23 protein-coding genes are annotated in these 22471 nt (G+C 36.9%); 7 read left to right on the plus strand and 16 right to left on the minus strand.

The window, feature by feature from the left end; translation table 11 throughout:
• Nucleotides 1-112 precede the first annotated feature (112 nt).
• The 6 genes from rpmG to DNJ77_RS05615 form a co-directional block, all read right to left on the minus strand.
• Nucleotides 113-268 carry a 50S ribosomal protein L33 gene (gene rpmG, locus DNJ77_RS05590; protein WP_116964011.1) on the minus strand — a complete coding sequence of 52 codons (156 nt, stop codon included), beginning with the start codon at nt 266-268 and terminating at the stop codon, nt 113-115.
• 29 nt (nt 269-297) lie between these two features.
• Nucleotides 298-534 (minus strand): 50S ribosomal protein L28, encoded by a 237-nt coding sequence (gene rpmB, locus DNJ77_RS05595; protein WP_116964012.1) that lies wholly within the window; start codon nt 532-534, stop codon nt 298-300.
• 231 nt (nt 535-765) lie between these two features.
• On the minus strand, nt 766-1002 hold the full coding sequence (locus DNJ77_RS05600) for a hypothetical protein (protein ID WP_116964013.1): 237 nt from the start codon (nt 1000-1002) through the stop codon (nt 766-768).
• Complete coding sequence (locus DNJ77_RS05605; RefSeq protein WP_116964014.1) at nt 1002-1664, minus strand: hypothetical protein; 663 nt, start codon at nt 1662-1664, stop codon at nt 1002-1004. Before DNJ77_RS05605 ends, DNJ77_RS05600 begins: the two co-directional genes overlap by 1 nt.
• Before the next feature lie 453 nt (nt 1665-2117).
• On the minus strand, nt 2118-3230 hold the full coding sequence (ftsY, locus tag DNJ77_RS05610) for a signal recognition particle-docking protein FtsY (RefSeq protein ID WP_116964015.1): 1113 nt from the start codon (nt 3228-3230) through the stop codon (nt 2118-2120).
• 128 nt (nt 3231-3358) lie between these two features.
• Entirely contained in the window at nt 3359-4018 is a 660-nt protein-coding gene (locus tag DNJ77_RS05615; protein WP_116964016.1) for a DedA family protein, read from the minus strand.
• 278 nt (nt 4019-4296) lie between these two features.
• Between DNJ77_RS05615 and DNJ77_RS05620 the strand changes: the two genes are divergently transcribed.
• The 4 genes from DNJ77_RS05620 to DNJ77_RS05635 all read left to right on the plus strand — a co-directional run bounded on the left by DNJ77_RS05620 (nt 4297) and on the right by DNJ77_RS05635 (nt 8311).
• Entirely contained in the window at nt 4297-5529 is a 1233-nt protein-coding gene (locus tag DNJ77_RS05620) for an MFS transporter (RefSeq protein WP_116964017.1), read from the plus strand.
• Nucleotides 5530-5627: 98 nt separating this feature from the next.
• Entirely contained in the window at nt 5628-7139 is a 1512-nt protein-coding gene (gshA, locus tag DNJ77_RS05625; RefSeq protein WP_239986756.1) for a glutamate--cysteine ligase, read from the plus strand.
• A gap of 186 nt (nt 7140-7325) precedes the next feature.
• Nucleotides 7326-8015, plus strand: coding sequence for a tRNA (guanosine(46)-N7)-methyltransferase TrmB (gene trmB, locus DNJ77_RS05630; RefSeq protein ID WP_116964019.1), 690 nt, complete (start codon nt 7326-7328; stop codon nt 8013-8015).
• An 83-nt stretch (nt 8016-8098) separates the two neighbouring features.
• The gene (locus DNJ77_RS05635) at nt 8099-8311 is read left to right on the plus strand and encodes a hypothetical protein (protein WP_116964020.1); all 213 of its coding nucleotides are present in this window, start codon (nt 8099-8101) and stop codon (nt 8309-8311) included.
• A 1-nt stretch (nt 8312) separates the two neighbouring features.
• Here DNJ77_RS05635 and DNJ77_RS05640 read toward each other — a convergent pair whose 3' ends face one another.
• The gene (locus DNJ77_RS05640; protein ID WP_116964021.1) at nt 8313-8624 is read right to left on the minus strand and encodes a helix-turn-helix domain-containing protein; all 312 of its coding nucleotides are present in this window, start codon (nt 8622-8624) and stop codon (nt 8313-8315) included.
• Between the two features lie 289 nt (nt 8625-8913).
• On the opposite strand from DNJ77_RS05640, the gene DNJ77_RS05645 reads away from it, so the two are divergent.
• Complete coding sequence (locus DNJ77_RS05645; RefSeq protein ID WP_116964022.1) at nt 8914-9447, plus strand: helix-turn-helix domain-containing protein; 534 nt, start codon at nt 8914-8916, stop codon at nt 9445-9447.
• A 3-nt stretch (nt 9448-9450) separates the two neighbouring features.
• Nucleotides 9451-10398 (plus strand): beta-N-acetylhexosaminidase, encoded by a 948-nt coding sequence (gene nagZ, locus DNJ77_RS05650; protein ID WP_116964023.1) that lies wholly within the window; start codon nt 9451-9453, stop codon nt 10396-10398.
• A gap of 138 nt (nt 10399-10536) precedes the next feature.
• Here the strand turns inward: nagZ and fba are convergent, their stop codons facing one another.
• The 7 genes from fba to DNJ77_RS05685 all read right to left on the minus strand — a co-directional run bounded on the left by fba (nt 10537) and on the right by DNJ77_RS05685 (nt 20362).
• Nucleotides 10537-11601, minus strand: a complete 1065-nt coding sequence (gene fba / locus DNJ77_RS05655; protein ID WP_116964024.1) for a class II fructose-bisphosphate aldolase — start codon at nt 11599-11601, stop codon at nt 10537-10539.
• 9 nt (nt 11602-11610) lie between these two features.
• Nucleotides 11611-13044, minus strand: coding sequence for a pyruvate kinase (pyk, locus tag DNJ77_RS05660; protein ID WP_116964025.1), 1434 nt, complete (start codon nt 13042-13044; stop codon nt 11611-11613).
• Nucleotides 13041-14228, minus strand: coding sequence for a phosphoglycerate kinase (locus tag DNJ77_RS05665; RefSeq protein WP_116964026.1), 1188 nt, complete (start codon nt 14226-14228; stop codon nt 13041-13043). The genes pyk and DNJ77_RS05665 overlap by 4 nt, the downstream gene beginning before the upstream one ends.
• A gap of 52 nt (nt 14229-14280) precedes the next feature.
• Nucleotides 14281-15291 carry a type I glyceraldehyde-3-phosphate dehydrogenase gene (gap, locus tag DNJ77_RS05670; protein ID WP_116964027.1) on the minus strand — a complete coding sequence of 337 codons (1011 nt, stop codon included), beginning with the start codon at nt 15289-15291 and terminating at the stop codon, nt 14281-14283.
• Between the two features lie 73 nt (nt 15292-15364).
• The gene (tkt, locus tag DNJ77_RS05675) at nt 15365-17389 is read right to left on the minus strand and encodes a transketolase (protein ID WP_420810619.1); all 2025 of its coding nucleotides are present in this window, start codon (nt 17387-17389) and stop codon (nt 15365-15367) included.
• 78 nt (nt 17390-17467) lie between these two features.
• On the minus strand, nt 17468-19270 hold the full coding sequence (locus DNJ77_RS05680) for a single-stranded-DNA-specific exonuclease RecJ (RefSeq protein WP_420810618.1): 1803 nt from the start codon (nt 19268-19270) through the stop codon (nt 17468-17470).
• Nucleotides 19271-20362: an AI-2E family transporter gene (locus tag DNJ77_RS05685; RefSeq protein ID WP_116964029.1), complete on the minus strand. Its 1092-nt coding sequence runs from the start codon at nt 20360-20362 to the stop codon at nt 19271-19273.
• Between the two features lie 164 nt (nt 20363-20526).
• Between DNJ77_RS05685 and DNJ77_RS05690 the strand changes: the two genes are divergently transcribed.
• Complete coding sequence (locus DNJ77_RS05690; protein WP_116964030.1) at nt 20527-21015, plus strand: hypothetical protein; 489 nt, start codon at nt 20527-20529, stop codon at nt 21013-21015.
• An 81-nt stretch (nt 21016-21096) separates the two neighbouring features.
• On the opposite strand, the gene DNJ77_RS09935 is transcribed toward DNJ77_RS05690, so the two are convergent.
• A complete protein-coding gene (locus DNJ77_RS09935) occupies nt 21097-21255 on the minus strand; it encodes a hypothetical protein (protein ID WP_157966611.1) in 159 nt (52 codons plus the stop codon).
• A gap of 15 nt (nt 21256-21270) precedes the next feature.
• Nucleotides 21271-22470 carry a cytochrome d ubiquinol oxidase subunit II gene (cydB, locus tag DNJ77_RS05695; protein WP_116964031.1) on the minus strand — a complete coding sequence of 400 codons (1200 nt, stop codon included), beginning with the start codon at nt 22468-22470 and terminating at the stop codon, nt 21271-21273.
• Nucleotide 22471 lies beyond the last annotated feature (1 nt).

A 22471-nucleotide genomic window follows, 5' to 3' on the forward strand; every position in this document is an offset into this window, starting at 1 on the left:
GTTCCTTTGTGATGTGTAATAGGCTACAGTGGTAGCCTTTTTTATTTGTGGTGGTATAAATAGAGAAATAAAAATCCCGCCTATGCGAGAGCTTATATCTAAAAAAGTATACTTACTTGATTTTTGCTTCTTTATAGATAACGTGTTGACGTACAACAGGATCGTATTTTTTAATTTCCATCTTGTTCGGCATGGTACGCTTATTTTTGGTTGTAGTATAGAAATGACCTGTACCTGCACTTGAAACAAGTTTGATTTTATCACGCATAATGAATGACTCCTAAAGTGTTAATGCAATTAAAATTTAACCTTACGTGCACGTAGATCAGCTAATACAAAATCGATTCCTTTCTTATCGATAATACGCATACCTTTTGAGCTAACACGTAGACGGATATAGCGGTTTTCGCTTTCAACCCAAAAACGATGATTATGCAAATTTGGCAGAAAGCGGCGTTTTGTTTTGTTTTGTGCATGTGATACGTTGTTGCCAGTCATTGGGCGCTTGCCTGTAACCATACAAACTCTAGACATGTTACCTCCAATCAATTTTTATAATTTAAGTAGCTATGATTATTAAATTCTCAAAGGACAGCTTTATAGCAAAAAAACCGATGCAAAGTCAATCAGAATTTAGTTAAGCTGCTGAACTCGTGACAATTCCGCGCGCATTTTAGCACTATCGGCAATACCTTACAATAAATATGCTAAAGATATTTTCTTCGATTGTCCAAAGTCAAGTCTAAACTTTTACACATAAGACCTTTATCGCTTATTTTGTAAATCCTGGGCAAGCTTCCTAAGTTCTTCAACAGAATACTCAAACTCAGGTGCATCCTCCATTCTTATCAGATCCAAAAGGAGATCACGCAGATTTGGCTCTACTTCTCGTTGACAATCTAAAAATATTGCATATGACCACCTTGATAAAGCAACCACATCAGTTGTCTCTTGCAGCTTATTCGCTAGCATTTTTCCAAACTTAGCTTTACTTATTTTCATTACTGCAATCCTAGCTCTCGTGCGGTGGGTGGATAATGCTGAGAATTAATCGTTTGACCATTTATCATTTTAGGATGAACGCGATTCACATTTCCGGCTTGATCATATGCTTCATTCCATGATTTAACATTCCCATTAGCCGGATTATATTCCGTTACATAGGATGAACCTCGTGTCGGTCCTGGATTACGTGCAGCACGTTCCGCCTCGTAATATCTAATTCTTCCATCAGGCATCTCTCTGACTCTAGCTGCATTTTGCTGTGCTTTCTCTAGTCCAGATAATTTCGCTCTAAGAGCTGATTGCGCGTTTACGTTTTCAGCACCACTACTTACCTTCTTTGCAACTGCCTTGTCCTTAATCACCCTTGGCAATGCCACCTTTGCCATTGCCTTGCCACCTCTGACGGTGGCACTATAGGTATATTGCCAGGTTCTCTTGGTTTCACCATCGCTGCTGACAATACGATAGGGACGTTCATGCCGATCATAATTAAATTGAAGTTTTAAACCCGTTACCTGGTCTGTAATTTGCTTAGGAAAGCCTGATGAGAGCCAATCAATATGTGTGCGATCAGCACCATAAGTCGTAAAAGTTGATATCGATAGGAGGATAAACAAGATGCCACAAACCCGTGACAATACAGGGAGTTTTATTCTCATCAGATGTTCCAGGATGAACAAAAGTCAACACAGGCTAAATGATATTTATCTCAATGTATAGCTGAACAATGTATTAAAGTGTAATTATTCAGCAACTGAGTGCCTTGCATCTGTAATAGCAAACGAAATTCAGGATTATTTTCAGATGCTTCATAGTTCAAAAAAATAACTTTTGTTGTGCATCGTTCAAATTTTTCTAGTAATTAGGACCAGTGTTAAGATACGTGCGTTGAGGGACTACATTTCAAAAAAAAGGCTATTGATATAGGTTTTTCTCCACCACACCAACAGGTCTAGTTTTAAATCCTCTATGTTACCATAAAATTATGTGATTTATTGGATCACTTCTTCATCACTTAAATTCCAGGTTTCAGGGTCCAACATTTAAAGGTCTATGATTTTTATAAATATTTAACCGATTGCAAAATGAGCAAATCCATGTACTCACAGAGTCTAATCTTTGCTAAAGAGTGCATCAATAAAGTCATTTGCATTGAAGATGCGAAGATCATCAATTTTCTCGCCGATGCCAATGAAACGAATGGGTAAGCCAAGCTTTTTAGCAATTGCAAAGATCACTCCACCCTTGGCAGTACCATCCATTTTCGTTAGAGCAATACCTGTTACTGGAATGGTTTTGTTGAATTCTTGTGCTTGCATAATTGCATTTTGACCTGTGCCTGAGTCCAGTACAAGCATGACTTCATGAGGAGCGTCATCATCTAACTTTTTCATTACGCGTGCTACTTTTTTAAGCTCTTCCATCAAGTTACCTTTATTATGTAACCGCCCAGCAGTATCAGCAATTACAATATCAATATGGCGTGATTTAGCAGCTTGTACAGCGTCATAAATAACAGAAGCACTATCAGCACCTGTATGTTGGGCAATCACAGCAATATTATTGCGATCACCCCATACTTGGAGTTGCTCTACCGCAGCAGCTCTAAATGTATCACCTGCTGCAAGCATCACCGATTTGCCTTCGTTTTGGAATCGCTTGGCCAATTTACCAATTGTGGTTGTTTTACCAGCTCCATTAATTCCAATCATTAGAATGACGTAAGGCTTATGTCGACTATCAATGACAAGTGATCTTTCCGATAGTATTAGAATTTCTCTTAACTTTTCTTTTAATAGCTCGGTAAGAGCTTCCATCGTTTGTAACTCATTACGGTTGACTTTGCTACGCACGGTTTCGATAATTTCTTGAGTTGCTTCAATACCAACATCAGCAGTTAAAAGCTGCATTTCTATATTATCAATTAAATCATCATCAATGATTTTCTTTCCCAGTAATAAATCGCCTATACCGCTACCAAGTTTGACACGTGTCTTTTTAAGCCCCTCTTTTAAACGTGAGAGCAGACCACGCTTTTCGGCGTTGCTTGGAGCTGAAGTTGTTTCTTCTGGAAGAGTAGAAATTTCAGTAATAGTATACTTGTTTACCGTATCAAGGGTGTCAACCGAGTCTTCTTTTTGTTGTTGATCAGAAGAGAGTAAAGAAGTTTCAGATCGTTTAATTTTTTCGTGATGATTACGTTTGAATCGACTAAATAAGTTCATGGTGAAATCAAATATAAATTTAAACTAGGAGAATTCTGCATGATCAATCGGTGCTTTTCAAGTAATTTACCCCTTTTTCTAGGTTGTTCAGAACGTTGGTTTTGGTGATTAATTGCGATGATTATAGATTAACTTTTCTCTTTACCTTGTTTTTTTAGTATGCATCTTTTTTTAATAATTTCAATAATTAGAGGTGTGATAGAAACTAAAATGATTATAACAACAAGGTAGCTGAAATTCTCTTGCATAAATGGGATATTACTAAAGAAATAGCCCAAATAAGTAATAGAACCAACCCAAATAAAAGCAGCAATAACACTTAATATAATAAAACGACGATAAGGCATCTCTCCCATCCCCGCAGCAAAGGGGGTAAATGTGCGTATTATAGGGACAAAACGGGCAATAATAATGGCTTTAGCACCATATTTTTCAAAGAATTGATGGGTTTTCTCTAAATGTGAAGTCTTTAAAATTTTAGCATCTGGCTTAAATAACTTTTCACCAAATAAATGTCCTATCCAGTAGTTGAGATTGTCACCAAGAATAGCAGCAAAAGCAAGCACAAACACCATTAAATGAACATTAAGACTTGTAGTGGCAGTGATGATACCAATTGCAAATAAAAGTGAATCTCCAGGTAAAAATGGCATGATAACAAGTCCCGTTTCACAAAATATAATTAAAAACAATAAAGCATATGTCCATAAACCAAAACTATTGACTAGGATATTCATATGAGCGTTTAGGTTTAATACAAAATCGATTAAGTAATGTATAGTATCCATTAACAGCTATTGTGCCATTTCTTTATTAGTAATCGCTGCATTATAACGATAGATTGCTACGGCAGCTATAAAAACTCTTAAACTGAGGTCAATCTATAAAATCAACACCACTAAAAACTACTTCGCTAACTAAACACAACACAATAATTCATGATGGGTACCCAACGTTAAAACAGATTTTTCGTTCCGATCCAAATAAATCAAACATTATTCTTGGATTTTCAAATAATCTATGTCACCCTTGTAAAGCATTGGACATACCAAACTTACATTTTAAAATGAAAAAACCATCGCTGGTCAGTTTTGCGCGATTGTCCTTTGGTAATATCATCGAATGGTACGACTTCTCACTTTATATCTACTTTTCTGTCTATATTGCAAAAGATTTTTTCCCTAGCCAAAATCCATATGTGAGTTTATTGTTAACCTTTGCCACTTTTTTTCTTGGCTCTGTTGCACGTCCAGTGGGTGGATTATTAGTAGGATGGCTAAGTGATCGCTATCACCCAAAGATGATGATTAACTTATGTGTGATCGCCATGGGTATTTCAACTTTTATTGTCGCACTTTTACCAGACTATCAAACGATTGGTATCTTGGCGCCCATTTTTCTTGTAACTTTGCGTATTATTCAAGGTCTATCAGTTGGTGGTCAATTTCCAGGACTTATTTCCTTATCGGTAAAAGATCATCATGCTGATAAAGGATTTGCTGTAGGATTGGTTTTTTCGATTTCCTCCTTAGGCTTTCTTCTCGCTTCTGTTGTAGGTTTTGTCTCTTCAAGTTTATTCTCACACCAAGAAGCTCAATTTATTTGGCGTGTCCCTTTTGCACTAAGCGGGCTCTTGTTCTTAATTTACCTCTTTCTCAACAGACATGAAAGTTATCCAGATGTACACAAAAAAAAGCATAAGCAAAATGTTTTTGTGTGGTTAGTGCAACAATACAAAGCCATCATTGCAGTAACTTTACTTACCACTATGGCAGCATCACTTTATTACATTGTTTTTACCTATTTACTTAATTATCAAACTACTGAGCTTAATGTATCTGAACAGACTGCTTTCTTAATTAATAGCTTCTCTTTAATTTTTGCTTGTTTGCTTTATCCAATGTTTGGGCAGTTTGCTGATAGGATTGGTGCTAAGCAACTATTCTATACCACGGCAACCTTGTTTTTTATAAGCGTCATTCCCATGATTTACCTTATTCAAACTAACGAACCAATGTGGGTATTTCTTGCTTTGACTGTTTTTACACTCTTTATGACTGCCATCCAAGGTGCTATATCTCCTCTTTTTGCCGAAGCTTTTGATAGTGAATGGAGAACTACAGGATGTGCATTTGCCTATAGTATTGGTAACGGTTTAAGTGGGGCTGCTCCTCTTGTTGCCTTAACTTTAGTCCACATCCATCCTGTTTATGGGTTGAGTGTGCTTATGATGGTATTGCTTGGACTTGGTGCAATTGGTTTAGCATTGATTAACAATATCCAAAATTCAAAAACGTAAAACGCAACTTTCTTACTCTGTTAGCATAGAGTAGGGCTAGTCAGCAGCAGTATTTTTTCGTACACTGCAAAGAATACGATTATAACAACAGCATAAAAATGACTTTAAACTTAAATGGTTATGTCCACAAGCGTGGCATTGAACGCGAAGGCTTGCGCATTTTAAAAAATGGGGCAATAGCACTATCACCTCACCCAAAGTCTCTAGGTTCAAAACTCACTCACTCTAATATCACCGTTGATTTTGCTGAAAGTTTATTAGAGCTGATCACCGAGCCTTTTGATAGCATTGATAAAACACTCAATCGCTTGCAAAGTATTTCTGCTTTTTGCACTCAGAACTTACCCGAAGATGAGCTTTTGCTTAGTACCAGCATGCCACTTATAATGACAGAAAATAAGATCCACATAGCCAACTTTGGTACTTCAAATTCAGGAAAAATGAAAGAAGTCTATCGACGAGGGCTTGCCAAGCGCTATGGTAAAATCATGCAAACCATTTCTGGTGTTCATTATAATTTTTCCTATGACCTTGATTTACTTACTGAGCTCTCCGCACAAAGAAAACTTAGCCATGATCAGCTGTATTTTTCTGCGATTAATCATTATTTTGACTTTATGTGGCTATTACCTTATTTATTTGGTAGCTCACCCATTTGTGCAAAAACATCTGTTAAGAATAAGCCCAATTACCTACAAGAACTCAATAAAGATTTTTATATTGGGGAATATACAACAAGCTTAAGAATGAGTAACCTTGGGTATCAAAGCAATGCACAGAAAAATTTGTTTATTTCATACAATAACCTTAAAGACTATGTTTATGACTTAATAGGCGCAACTAAACAAACTTATCCTGACTTTGAAAAAATCGGTCTTTATGATCAAAATCATCTCCGCCAACAACTCAATACCAGCATTTTACAAATTGAAAATGAATACTATAACGCCATTCGTCCAAAACAAATTGTCAAGCGTTGTGAGCGTCCAGCATGTGCATTATTGAATCGCGGCGTTCGTTATTTAGAAGTACGTGTACTGGATGTGAACCCTTTTAATTCGCTTGGAATTGATAAACCAACAGCTCACTTCATTGAGGCGCTATTGTTAACCTGCCTAATGCAACCAACTAAGCACTATGCTCAAAGTGAAATTGTTCGTAATAAATACAATTTCAACCAAGTGGTTGAAAAAGGTCGTTATCCAAATCTTACACTTACAGATACTCACAACAATACTACCTTACTCAAAGAAATGGGAATAAGGCAATTGGAGCTGATTGCCAAAATTGCTCAACAAATGGGTAATGATTATGAGCAAGCAGTTGCTACCCAGTTGGGAAAAATTGAAGATAGTAATAAAACGCCATCCGCTCAAGTAATGAAGTTTAGAGAAACAGATTATTTGGGTACTATTTTAGATTTATCACAAACCCATACTCAAAATTTAAAGTCCATTCAACTAAACGAAATAGAGAAAAAAGCATTTCATGATCAAGCACAAGATTCTATTCAAAAACAGTTAGAACTTGAACAAGCTGATTGCTGCGATCTAGATACTTATATTGACCATTACTATCGTTCGGCAGATTGTACTACCACTCCAAATTAATTTTAATTTTTTCCTGTCATGACTCCTACTTCGTATTATCTCTAATAATAAGCTTGTAAAGCAAACATAGAATCGTTTTAAATACACTCCTTCCAAATAGATTCCAATTCACTCTTGATTAGGTTGCACTTTTTGACGCCAAACTTTACTATACGATTTTTTAGTAAAACAAAACACTTTGATTACATGACTGACAATACACCCATCAAACACATGCGCACGATCAAAAGCTTTGTCAAACGTGCAGGTCGTACAACCACTCGCCAACAGTACGCACTTAATGAATATGCTACATCCTATAAAATCAATTTTTGTGACTTAGTCACAGATTTTAATCAGTACTATGCCACATCTCAAGCGCTTGTGCTTGAAATTGGTTTTGGGATGGGTGACAGCTTAGTAAAAATGGCTAAAGAGATACCAACTACCAATTTCCTTGGTATAGAAGTTCATGAACCAGGCGTTGGTAATATACTTGATCATATCCATAGCAACAACCTTTCTAACCTCCGTATCATGCAGCATGACGCGGTAGAGGTACTTCATAAAATGATTGCTGATAATAGCCTAACAGGTGTCCAAATTTTCTTTCCTGACCCATGGCATAAGAAACGCCATCACAAGCGACGTTTAGTCAACGCTGATTTTATCAAACTTTTAGTTCGAAAATTAAAAACAGATGGTTTTATTCATTTTGCCACCGACTGGCAACAATATGCAGATGAGGTGCTTGAACTTTTTACAAAAGATAATGAGCTTAAAAATGATCACAATGGTTTTGCAACACGACCTAATTCACGACCAATCACCAAGTTCGAAAAGCGTGGTCAAGCACTTAAGCATAATGTCTGGGATATTGTTGTACATAAGAAGTAATATTTTTATGGTATAAACTCTAGTTAAAAGCAACTTGTTTGTATATAGTTTAACCCATCCAATCAAGATAAAATCAGCTTTAAATGAAAAAATTAACCCTTGCTCACCTTGTGTTTCTTATCACCATCTGCATTTTGCTGTTACCATTGTTTGTTTTTTTAGGAATATGCTTTGTCATTTATGGATTAATTGCTAAAAAGCGCATTCGTGATATTTTTAAAAGACAACAAGCACTTAAAGAAAACTCTACCTTTTCTGAAAATGCACAAAAAGGTAGAGTTATTGATCACGAGTAGTCTATTTTAAGGGCGCATCAGCCTTTTCATTAAGTATGTTATATTGTTCTAGCTTTTTACGAAAAGTTCCGCGATTAAGTCCTAGAATTCTTGCGGAACGACTTTGGTTGTGACCTGTGAAATCCATCGTTGCTTCAATCATTGGACACTCGGTTTCTTCCATAATGAGTTTATAAACTTCTTCTGGTCTTAAACCTTCTTGACTTACCATTCTATAGTAATGTTGTACGCGTTTACGTACCACCTCACGCAATGGAAAAGTTCTCGCAGATTGATCGTCCGGTTTCAATTTATAATGCATTGTAGCAGCCATACGTTCCCCCCTATATTGAAACATTCTTTATGCTGTTGGTTAATATCCAGCTAAAGATTAATTGATTTAACATCTAATAACAATAGCATCATAACCAAAAACTTTACTTAAACTCTAAAAATTACAATGTTTTTAATTAAATTAGGATCCTTGCTTCAGTGAGAGAACAGGTCATTATTATTTTTTACGAGAGTATATAAATAAAACATCAGGTATAAAAGCATTGATGCAACTAAACCAGTTGATTATACTTCATTACATTAACGCTCTAAAATATGAATAAAGCTTAATGTACAGCTTTCAGCAACAACTCAAACAACTACGCGAAAAGCAAAAACTTACAGTAGAAGTCATTGCCACTAAGATGAGTTTTACCGCACAAACGATTCATATGCTTGAAGATAGCGAAGACTTATTCAGCCTAAATTTACCAACTCAATCCTTAAAAAACTACTACCGAAAATATGCCGAGTGCTTAGGTATGCAGGAAAGAAAAATCATCAATATCTTAAATTATATTGACTACCTAGATTATAAGCACTCAAGCAGAGGAAAAATGAAAGTTTTTGACTACATTAATCGACTAGCCATTTTAATTTTAATTGGTTTTTTAGCTTATACTGTATACGGCTTATACTTACAAGAAAAGGCAAACGCCTTAAAGCAAAGCGTTATTACTTTACCATCACCCACCACAACAGCACAGCAACAAAAAGTCACTGCAAATCTAACTACCGACCAATCGACTCAATCGGATGAACTCACTCAAACGACTAACAATGATCACGCTAGTGATAATACGGCAATCAACAGCAATCCATAGCACATGTTTTACCCACGGTTTATCATCGGAATTGAAGGACTCACCTTAAATGCGGCTGATATGGTGCGCCTAAAAAATCCTCACGTTGTTGGGGTGATTCTATTTACACGCAATTTCATTGATAGTACCCAACTAAAAGCACTTACCAGAAGTATTAAAAATGTACGCCATGACTTACTCATTAGTGCAGATCAAGAAGGTGGTCGTGTCCAAAGATTCAGAACGGATGGCTTCACAGAACTGCCTTCTCTATATGACTTAAGCCAAAGTAATTGTCCTAAGAGCATAAAAGAACATGTTGCAACGCTTGCTCTAGAGCTAAAATCACATGGTGTAGATTACAGTTTTACTCCCATCGTTGACCTTTATCATCCACAAAGTAGAGTTATCAATAAACGTGCATTTTCTAACGATCCACAGCAAGTTGTAACACTGGCTACTCAATACATCAATTTAATGCATCAATATAAGTTAACTTCTGTATTAAAACACTTTCCAGGTCATGGTAGCCTTATAGCTGACTCTCACTTTGAGATAGTCGTAGACATGCGTAACTTAATTGACATTGAAAATACTGATCTTTATCCCTTTATTAAGCTTATTGATCACAAAAAAGCAGACAGTATAATGGTTGGTCATCTTCATTACCCTAACGTTGATACCCAAATTGCCTCTATGTCTTACTTTTGGTTAACGGACTACCTTCGCGGTAGATTGCAATTTGATGGCATTATATTTAGCGATGATTTTGGAATGTTTGCGGCATCAAGTCTAACAGCAACTCAGCTAGACTCATGCAAAGCCTTTTTTAACGCAGGTGGAGACGTTGCACTCTTATGTAATGAGTTTGCTGAAATCGATCATACATTAGACTATTTCAATGAGCGAATATTTAAACAAAACTCACTTTTTAATAGCCGTTGGCAACGCTTTAAGTCTGCACTTTTATAGATTTAAGAAATCAACTCAAATCCTAAGTAACTTCATCCGTTACGAATAAGGAGTATTTTGAAGCAGTTTAAAGTTTTTTACTTTTAAAAAGTGCAAAACTACTAACGCTAATTTGAGTATTTTTAGTTGATGCTTATGTTATTTAATACGCGGACCTAGTACACCTGATTGGTACTTTTGATACATATTTTCAAGTGAAATAGGTTTAATTTTATCGGCCATCCCGGCGGCCCCGAAAGCCTCATAACGCGCTTGACAAATATCACGCATTGCATCTTTTGCTACTAAATTATATTTACGTGGATCAAATTCAGCGCGATGAGTCGCCATAAAACGACGAATCGCCCCAGTTGCAGCCATACGTAAATCAGTGTCAATATTAACCTTTCGCACACCATATTTAATCGCTTCAACAATTTCAGACACAGGAACGCCATAAGTTTCACCCATCTCTCCACCAAACTCGTTAATGACTTGTAACCAATCTTGCGGCACAGAAGACGAACCATGCATAACAAGGTGTGTATCTGGAATACGTGCATGAATCTCTTTCACCCTTGCAATAGCTAATACATCACCTGTAGGCGGCTTAGTAAACTTATATGCACCATGACTTGTGCCAATCGCAATTGCCAACGCGTCTACTTTGGTTGCTTTAACAAATTCTGCAGCTTCCTCTGGATCAGTTAATAACTGATCATGAGAAAGTATACCTTCTGCACCCACACCATCTTCTTCACCTGCTTGCCCTGTTTCTAATGAACCTAAACAACCTAATTCCCCTTCTACAGATACACCACAAGCATGTGCCATTTCGACTGTACGCTTAGTGACATCAACATTGTAATCATAACTAGCAGGTGTCTTGCCATCTGATTTTAATGACCCATCCATCATCACTGATGAAAAACCTAATTGAATAGAACGCTGACATACATCAGGAGAAGTTCCATGATCTTGGTGCATACAAATTGGAATATATGGATACTCTTCAATTGCCGCTAATACTAAATGGCGAATAAATGGGGCTCCAGCGTATTTTCTTGCTCCTGCTGAGGCTTGCAAAATAACAGGCGCTTTCACCTTGTTTGCAGCCTCCATCACAGCACGAATTTGTTCTAGATTATTTACATTAAATGCAGGGATGCCATAACTATGTTCCGCTGCATGATCTAATAGTTGACGTAACGATACTAATGCCATTTTTATTCCTTACACTACGTTTCCAGCTTGAATTACTTTGATTTTGTTGGTCCCACCATGAACACCCATATGATCACCACTGGTGAGAACCATCCACTCACCTTGCTTGACAATACCACGTTTTTCTAACTCAAGAGAAGCTTCACGATTAACATAGAAGCGCGCCATCCGAGTTGAATCAAACTCAATTGGAATCACACCACGATAAAGCGTCATTTTACCTAAAGTTGCCCGATTACGTGATAAACCATAAATCGGCAAATGAGTGTTAATGCGTGACATCCAAAGCGCTGTTGAACCTGACTCTGTCAATGAAATAATTGCTTTAGCATCAACATTATTAGCTAAATATACAGCAGCGTTAGCAACAGCCTCATCAACACGATTATGGTGACGTGCAACGTTATCTTTAGAGACAATGTGGACTAAATTACTGTTCTCAGCAGCTTTGCAAACACGTGACATTGCTGCAACTGTTTCAACTGGATATTCACCTGTAGCAGACTCTGCCGAGAGCATCACCACATCCGTACCATCTAATACGGCATTGGCAACATCAGATACTTCGGCACGTGTAGGTGTTGAACTTGTAATCATCGACTCCATCATTTGTGTTGCTGTAATCACCACCTTATCCAATTCACGCGTTAAGCGGATAATCATTTTTTGTACAGCAGGAACGTTCTCATCCCCAATTTCAACTGCCAAATCCCCTCTTGCCACCATAATTGCATCAGAAGCTTTAATAATTTCCTCTATATTTTTTACCGCTTCAGTACGTTCAATTTTAGCAACAATAGCTGCTTCACTACCTGCCTCAGTCAGGAGCTTACGTGCGTACTCCATGTCTTTAGCATCTCTTGGAAAGGATACAGCAATATAGTCCACTTCAAGTGCTGCTGCGGTTTTAATATCTTCTTTATCCTTTTCCGTTAAAGCAGGGGCAGTTAAACCACCACCCTTTTTATTAATCCCTTTATTGTTAGATAGCTTACCACCTACTGTAACTTTGCAATGCACTTTAGCACTTTCTACCTTAACAACAGTCAACACAATTTTGCCATCGTCTAAAAGTAAAATATCTCCCTTTTTAACATCATTTGGTAGCTCTTTATAATCAATACCAACAGCTTTTTCATCACCTTGCGTTTTATCCATTTCAGCATCAAGCACAAAATTATCACCTGTTTTAAGTGTAATTTTACTATCTTTGAACTTAGCTACACGAATTTTAGGACCTTGCAAATCTGCTAGAATTCCAATATGTATCCCTTTTTCTTTAGCCACTTCACGAATCAATTGCACACGTTTACGATGATCATCTGCGCTACCATGTGAGAAATTGCAACGTACCGCATTTAATCCCGCGTCCACCATTTTACTTAGCATTTCTTTTGACTCACTGGCAGGTCCAATCGTTGCTAAGATTTTTGTTCTTCTCATACTTTTACCTCTTGTGCACGTTCACATAACACTTCAACACCAGGTAAGATTTTTCCTTCAATAAACTCAAGGAAAGCACCTCCAGCAGTTGAAATATAAGAAATATCATTTTTAATATTAAATTTCTCAATTGCTGCAATAGTATCCCCGCCTCCAGCCACTGAAAATGCCTTTGATTGAGCAATTGCATTGGCAATCGCTTGAGTGCCTTTAGCAAAATTATCAAACTCAAATACCCCAACTGGACCATTCCATAAAATAGTATTTGCATTGGAAATTATTTGAGAGAGTTTATTCTCAGTCATCGGACCAATATCTAAAATTATGTCATTTGGCTCAATTGATTCAACAGTTTTAATTTCTACTTTTGCTTTCTCATCAAAGGTGCAAGCAACTCTAACATCGATAGGAAGTGGAATATCGGCACCTTTTTGTTTAGCTTTCTCAAGTAAACTACGAGCCGTATCAATCAAATCTGCTTCAATTAAAGAATTACCAACATTAAAACCAGCTGCTACCAAAAAAGTATTGGCAATTCCGCCACCCACAATAAGTTGATCGACTTGGTCAATAAGATTTTCAAGTACAGTCAACTTGGTTGAAACCTTGGAACCACCGACAATTGCAAGTAGTGGTTTTTTCGGATCTTTTAATGTAGCTTTAAGTGCATTTAACTCTTCTGTTAACAGTAACCCTGCACAAGCAACTGGTGCATATTTTGCCACACCATAAGTTGATGCTTGCGCGCGATGCGCCGTTGCAAAGGCATCCATTACAAACACATCACATAATTTTGCTAACTTTTGCGATAATCCTTCATCTGATTTATTTTCACCTTTGTTAAAACGTACATTTTCACACATTATTACTTGACCAGGCTGAACTTGTACGCCATTTAAATAGTCTTTCACAAGCTCAACCGACCGGTTGAGTTTTTCTGTTAAACATTTCGCTATAGGGAGCAATGAAAACTCATCGTTATACTCCCCTTCAACAGGGCGACCTAAGTGTGACATTAAAATAACAGCTGCACCTTCCTTTAGTGCATATTCAATCGTCTTAAGTGCTGCATCAATACGTACAAAACTCGTTACTTTTCCATCCTTAACAGGAACGTTGAAGTCCACTCTCATCAAGACTTTTTTGTTCTTTAATGACACATCTGTAATCGATAAAAAGTTCATATTTATTCCTTCGTTACACAAAAAGGCGTTTATCACGCCTCTTCGTTACTAATTATTTCGCATTAACCCATGCTTTTGTTGTTCTTAGCATTTGGTTTGAGAAGCCCCATTCATTGTCATACCAAGACAATACTTTTACCAAATTACCAATTACACGTGTCTGTGTTGCATCAAAAATAGAAGGATATGGATTATGATTAAAATCCATAGAAACAAGTGGATCAGTATTATATGCCAATATCCCTTTTAAGCTCTTTTCTGAAGCTGTTTTTAAAATCTGGTTGACTTCTCCCACACTTGTGTGCTTTTTAGCTGTAAAGGTTAAATCAACAACGGACACATTAATCGTTGGTACTCGCATCGCAAAACCATCTAAGCGACCTTTAAGTTCAGGCAAAACCAAGCCAACCGCAGCAGCTGCACCTGTTTTTGTTGGAATCATGTTATGTGCCGCTGCACGTGCACGATGCACATCTGAATGATAGCTATCAACAATACACTGATCATTGGTATAAGCGTGAATGGTTGTCATTAAACCTTCTGCAATACCAACAGTATCATTTAATGATTTCGCAATCGGTGCTAAACAATTTGTTGTACAAGATGCATTAGAAATAACGGTCATATTTGATGTTAAAACATGCTGATTAACGCCATAGACAATTGTTGCATCAACATCACTACCACCTGGTGCTGAAATCACAACCTTTTTTGCACCTGCTTGTAAATGTGGCTGACACTTCTCCTTTGAGGTAAAAAGACCCGTACACTCAAACACCACATCAATATCCAATGCTTTCCAAGGGAGATTGACAGGATTACGCTCAGCCAAAATTTTAATGCGATCGTGATTGATCACCATTTCATTGTTTTCAAGAGCAACATTAGCACTAAAACGACCATGTGTTGTGTCGTATTTCGTTAGGTGAACATTGATATCAGGGCTTCCTAAATCATTAATTGCGACGACTTTAAATTGATCGCTTAAACCTGCTTCATAAATAGCACGTAGTACACAACGACCAATACGACCATAACCATTAATTGCAATTTTAATTGCCATTTCTTATTTCTCCTTTATTATTTTAATATCAACCTTGCTATCATCTTGTTGAAACGAAGACTAAGGCTGCCAGCTAAACGTTTTCAATAATTGCTTTTCGTAATAATGCTTTTGCTTTTTGCTGGGCATGTTGTGCAGTTAAACCAAATTCTTGATAGAGTTTTTCGGCAGGTGCTGATTCGCCAAAGTGATTTAAACCAATCACATCCCCTCCTGCTTTTGGTAATAAACGATACCATAAATCACCTTGTGCTGCTTCCATGACAAGCACTGGAAGATTCTGTTTAATGACGCTGTTTCGATAGTACTCAGATTGCAGCGTAAATTTCTCAACACATGGCATAGACACTACATTAGCTTTTATCCCTTCTTGGTCTAATAAATTTGCGGTCTCTAGCATAATGCTCACTTCTGAACCTGTAGCCATCAATGTAATCTCGGCTTGCACATTTTCTTTTAGCAAGTATCCACCCTTTTTAATCAAATTAAACTGATTTTTATCACTTACAACGGTTGGTAAGTTTTGACGAGATAATGCTAGTAATGATGGCGTGTTAGTTTCTTCAATAGCACATTGCCAAGCAATTGTAGTTTCAATAACATCAGCAGGACGCCATACATTCAAGTTTGGCATCACTCTTAAACTGGGTAGATGTTCAATAGGTTGATGGGTTGGACCATCTTCACCCAAACCAATTGAATCATGTGTCATTACATAAATAACCGGTTGCTTCATAATTGCACTCATGCGAATCGCATTTCTGGCATAATCTGTAAATACTAAGAATGTACCACCATAAGGTCTAAATCCACCATACAGTGACATACCGTTCATCATCGCTACCATGCCAAACTCACGCACTCCATACGATAAATAGTTGGCGCCTTTAACAGAATGATCATTTACCCACTTACTTCCTGACCAATTTGTTAAGTTTGAGCCAGTTAAATCAGCAGAACCACCAAACATATCAGGCAACATTAAGCAGATTTGTTCTAACGCCATCTGCGAAGCTTTACGCGTTGCCACCATAGGTCTATTGTTGAAAAGTTTATTTAAATAGTCACCTATCTTCTCTACAAACCCTTGCGGTAAATCCCGTGATAAACGCAAGCTCAACTGAAGAAATTCTTGTGGATATAAAGCTTTATACGCTTGACATTGAGTCTGCCATTTTGCTTCCTGTGCTTGACCTTCTTCACACATATTCCAATCCGCATAAATATCAGCTGGAATCTCAAAAGGAGCATATGACCAGTTAAGCGCTTTACGCGTATTAGCTATTTCATCCTCACCTAGTGGTGCACCATGCACATGATGACTACCAGCTTTATTTGGCGCACCATGTCCAATTTGTGTCTTACAGCAAATCAACGTTGGTTTATTTGTTTCTCTTTGAGCCAAGGCAATTGCTTTATCAATAGCATCAAAATCATGACCATTAACATGACGAATTACCTGCCAACCATAAGCTTCATAACGCATGGCGACATCTTCAGTAAACCAACCGTTAACATCACCATCAATTGAAATATTATTATTGTCCCAAAAAGCAATAAGCTTACCTAATTGCAAGGTTCCTGCCAAAGAACTGGCTTCATGTGATAAACCTTCCATTAAACAACCATCACCTAAAAATACATAAGTGTAATGATCTATAATTTCATGATCTTGTTTGTTGTATGTTTGTGCTAAAAGTTTTTCTGCTAAAGCCATACCAACGGCATTAGCAAAACCTTGCCCTAATGGTCCAGTAGTTGTTTCGACGCCTGGCGCATAACTGTATTCTGGGTGTCCTGGCGTTTTAGAGTGAAGTTGTCTGAAGTTTTTTAATTCATCAATCGATAAATCATAACCTGTTAAATGTAATAAAGAATACAATAGCATCGAGCCATGACCATTGGATAGAACAAATCGATCGCGATTATACCAACTTGGATTCTTAGGATTATATTTTAGATATTTTCGCCACAAAATAGTTGCGATATCTGCCATCCCCATCGGCATACCAGGATGACCAGATTTAGCTTTTTGTACAGCATCAATTGATAAAAAACGAATAGCGTTTGCAAGAGTTGAGTTTGAATTCATCTGCATCCCAAAAGTTGAAAATGTTGGCGTGAAGAAGTTTATCACAACTGTTTGCTAAATGCAGTGGTGATTGTAAGTAATCTTTTAGTCATATAGCAAATCCAAATATTCGACTTTTAAGTTCAAATAGCTTTGACCATTAAAATGCTCTTTTGTTAAGCGGTAAGCCACTTGCACTTTACTGCCTACCGCAAACATATGGGTATTTTTATATTCTGTAGCAAAAAACCAAATACTCCTTAAGACTTTATCCTCAATTTTTAGCATCAACTGCATGTGTTGTGCTTCCTGCCCTACCATTTTAAGCGCTACAATCTCGGCTTTATTATAAAAGATAGGTGCTTCAAACTCACGCCCATATGGCTCAAGATAAGCAAACTTGTCAACTTGATTAAGATTAAAGTCCTCAGCACTTAACTCACCGTCACAATAAATAATTGGTCCAATTGATATTTTATTATGCTCAATTTGACTTTGGCAACAAGCATCAAATAACATACAAAAATCAACAAGTTTGTTTTTATAGATCGTCAAACCTGCTGCTCCTGTATGTCCACCATATTTAATTAAAATCTCATGCGAATTCTGGGCGATTTGATCTAATACATTTTTGATATTTAGACCATCAATGCTACGGGCAGAACCAGTAATGATTTCATCTTCACCTAGTTTTGGAGAAAACAAGATTGTTGGCAAACCGAATGTATCCTTGATACGACTGGCCGAAATACCATGCACACCAGCATGTCCGTCCTTCAAGTAAACACAAATACTACTTTGTCCTTGTTGATGTTGTTTTGAAGCTTCAATCATAGCCAAATGTGTTATTTGCTTTTGAATGTCCTTACGCTTTTGGTTTTGTTGCTGTAAAAAGTCGACCCATTCATATGTTTTTTCATGCTCTTTAGATAACAAGAAGCTCACCGAGCTTAAGGCATCCGAAATGCGTCCATCACTGTTAAGCAAAGGCGCAATCATAAAACCTAAAAACTCACTATCGACCTTATGATGAAAATAATTGCTAAAACTTTTCCAACAACTACGCTGTAAACTCGAAATTTTACACATACCATAATATGCAACAACTCTATTATTTATGCTTTTTGCCATTGATACACAATCGGCAATTGTTCCAACTGCAACAAAATCTAATAAATCGCTTAATTGATAATCGGTGTTGATTTTTTTGTCTGTAAAAAGCATTAATCTTCTGACCTCTGCCATTAATAACCATGCAACCATGCAGCCGGCAATATAAGGATCTTTGTATTCACAACCTTCTTGAGTAGGATTTAATACCGCATAGGCACTTTTAGGCACTCCTTCTTCAGGAATACTATGGTGATCTGTAACAATCACATCAATATTGTGTGATTTTAATAATGCAATACGTGATTCATCTGTTGAACCATTATCAGCTGTGATCACCAAACTTGGACTATTATCGTCGTTTAATATCCTTTGTGCTAAAGCATCCGACAAACCATAGCCTTCTTGCATTCTATGACCAATATAGGAACGAATTTTATCCTCTGGATGATTAAATAACTTAGTCAAAGCTTCATGTAAAATCGCATGAGAGGTTTGACCATCACAATCATGATCGGTTTCAAGTCCAATAATTTCCTCTTTTTCAAGCGCTTCAATAATGCGTTTTGCTGCCTTAGTTGCATCCTTTAACAAATAAGGAGGCGTAAGAAACGCAAGTTTAAGTTTAACGAGTTTAAGAGCATATTCAGGATCTTCAATACGCCTTGCTATAATTCCTGCAATAAAGGCATCAACTTTGTTTTCAATTAAAGTTTTAAAAACTTGACGATGAAATGCTCTAAGTTCAATCTTAACCTTTGGACGCTGAATTTTAAGAATATCAACGATTTCACTCACTTAAGCCTCCTTTGGCTTACGGTTATTGATATTACGCCTTGTCCACATCTTAACTCCTGAGTTGATAAGTGCTGCTAATGGTATAGCAAAAAAGAGTCCCCAAAATCCCCATATACCACCAAAAACAAGTACAGAAGCAATAACCGCAACTGGATGTAAACTTAAGGCCTCTGAGAATAATAATGGCACCAATAAATTACCATCCAAACCTTGGATAATTAAATACACCAACAACATATAGAAAAACTGAGAGGTAAAACCAAACTGGCTTAATCCAATTAAAACTATAGGAATCGTAACAATAACCATGCCAATATAAGGAATAAAAACTGACAGCCCTACTAAAATCGCCAGTAGCAATGCATAGTTAAGACCAAACATGATAAAACCGATATAGGTTGCAAGGGTTACAATCAAACATTCAATCGTTTTCCCCTTAACGTAGTTACCCAATTGAGGTCGAACATCTGCCCATACCTCCTCTAAAGCACCTCGCTCATTTGGTAACATATTTACAAACCACCTGGCAATGCGTTCTTTGTCCTTTAAAAAGAAAAAAGCTAATAATGGCACGATAAACAAATATACTAGCCACGCGAAAATACTCGACAGCGACACCAATGAAAATTTAATTAAATATTGACTTATTCCTGCAATTTTATCAAATTTGATATTAGATATCGCACTGATTCCCTCTTTAATCTGCTCAGACGTAATGATATTAGGATATTTTTGTGATAGCTTTAACAAGCTTGCATGCAAGTTGTTGATTTGCTCAGGAATACTTTGCAGAAACTGTCCTGCTTGGTGCATCAAAGCAGGTAGCACAAATAATAATATTGCAATAACAACTGAAATAAATGCTAAAAAGACAAGGTACACAGCAATACTACGGTTCACCTTTAAGCGCCTTGATAACAATGACACAACAGCCTCTAATAAATATGCGATCACCACACCAGCTAAAATTGGAGCCAATAAACCACCAAAGAAGTTAATAATAAGCACGGCTATAAACGTTACCACAATAAATACAGCAGGTTCATTACTGTCAAATTTTTTCTGATACCACTGTCTTAAATATTTAATCAATTTATTACTCAGTCAGTTTGTTTTTTTGCCTTAAGATTCTATAGTAGTTTGCTTACGCTTACAAATAAATAGCATTTTTATGCTATCAAAGGTTTTAAAATTAATTAGGCTTTGCCATACTTGCCAACGTAATAGATTAATAGATACATAATTATGGAGCAAATATGAGTCAGGAAACAATTACCAATATCAGTATTCAAAGCACAGCAACTTCCGACCCACAGTCACTTTTGGGAATCAGTATCGCTCTTGTGATTATGGTTATTATCTTTTATATTTTTTCTATCGCCTTTTCTTTTAGTGTGTATAAGCTACTAAAAGCAATACCTAGCGATAAAAAGATCAGTCCCCCTTGGCTTGCCTGGATGCTTTTCATTCCCATTGTTGGTTATATATTTCAATGGATTGTTTTGCCATTTGGTGTTGGCAACGCCTTAAAAAAATATCAAGAAATGGAAATAAAATTAAGGGGTGACACGCTTTTTATTTTAGGGCTTATCCTTGTTATTTTACCGATTGTGTCACTTATCCCAATGACTTTCCCCTTTACTGCTATTACAGGTGTTATTATTTATATTATCTATTGGGTCAAAATAGTCCAAGTTAGAAAAATCATTCTGAAAACCACTACAACAGATTCGGCTGAGCAATAGATATTTCCCACTCCTTGATTCGACTATGTTCCTATTCCTTATAAAGCAATACTTTAAATAATGACTGCTAATGTTAAATACTTATTCTTCATCTAAAAGTTTTTTATCCACAAAACTCGCAACACAACAACCTGCAGCTACCGCCATAAATGCCGTTATTAGCCATAGAATATAAAATGTCTCAAACACATAAGATAAGACAAGCGCAATAATGGCAATAATCCATAATATTGATTTCATTACATTCTCCTTAATTTAATATAACTCGTGTGAACGCTGTTGTACTTCTTGTGGTGTTAACTTCACACCTCTGCCCCACATTTTCTTGTAAACAAATGTTGTATAGATAAAGATAATTGGCAACGTAATGACAGCAACAATTAAAATACCAATCAATGATACCAATGAGCTACTGGCGTTCCACAAGACCATGCTTTGCGAAGGCTCAATACTTGATGGCATAATAAATGGAAACAAACTAAAGCCTAGTGTGAATACCACACCAAAACATGCAATAACACTACCTGTGAATGCCAAACCTGCTTTTGATTTTTCTGCAAAACTAAACACCATAATTGCACCAACAAAACCAAGTACGGGAGCGATTAGCATCCATAAATGGTTACCATAATTTACCCACCAACCACCTTGATTGATGGTGACTATACCTCCTGTTAATGGATGCTCAATCGCTTGTGAGTAAGTGCTAAGGTCATGGTTTAATTGCCAATGAAAGCCAGGTATAAAAATAAGCCAAACACCACCTAAGGCAAACAATATAAGAAATAACCACGCACTGATTTTTTGAATTTTAACAAAACGATCATACAATGCACCTGAAGTACGCATGGCACAATAGGAAGCTCCATGCATAATTGACATGACAACTGCAAAAATACCAATAAATAATGCAAAGGGTTTTAATAAACCAAATAGTGAAATAAAGGCTGGCTCTTGTAATAGATCTTTGCTTGCACCATAGTAAAAGCGTAAAGTTTGCGGATCAAATTGAAAAGGTAACCCAAGGAATAAATTACCAATCGCAACACCAATAATCAAAATAGGAATCAGACTACCTAAGCACAACATCCAATCCCAAAAGTTTGCCCACTTAATATTTTCAATTTTATGGCGATATTCAAACGCCACTGGTCGCAAGAATAATGCCCAAAGGACAACAAGTACACCTAGATACATACCGGAAAAGGATCCTGCATATACTCGCGGCCAAATGGCAAAAAGCCCTGCTCCTGCGGTAATCAACCAAACCTGATTGCCATCCCACGTGGGTGCCACAATATTGATAATAACACGTTTCTCATTGTCATTCTTCCCTACAAAACGTGCTAAAATTCCTGCACCAAAGTCAAAACAGATTGTGGCTGCTGCTAAGAACATAACCAAACCCACAGCTAACCAGCTTAACAACTGAACAATACTATATAAATCCATCATG

It is taken from the genome of Fastidiosibacter lacustris (assembly GCF_003428155.1).
In the GTDB taxonomy this organism is placed as follows: Bacteria; Pseudomonadota; Gammaproteobacteria; order Francisellales; family Francisellaceae; genus Caedibacter; species Caedibacter lacustris.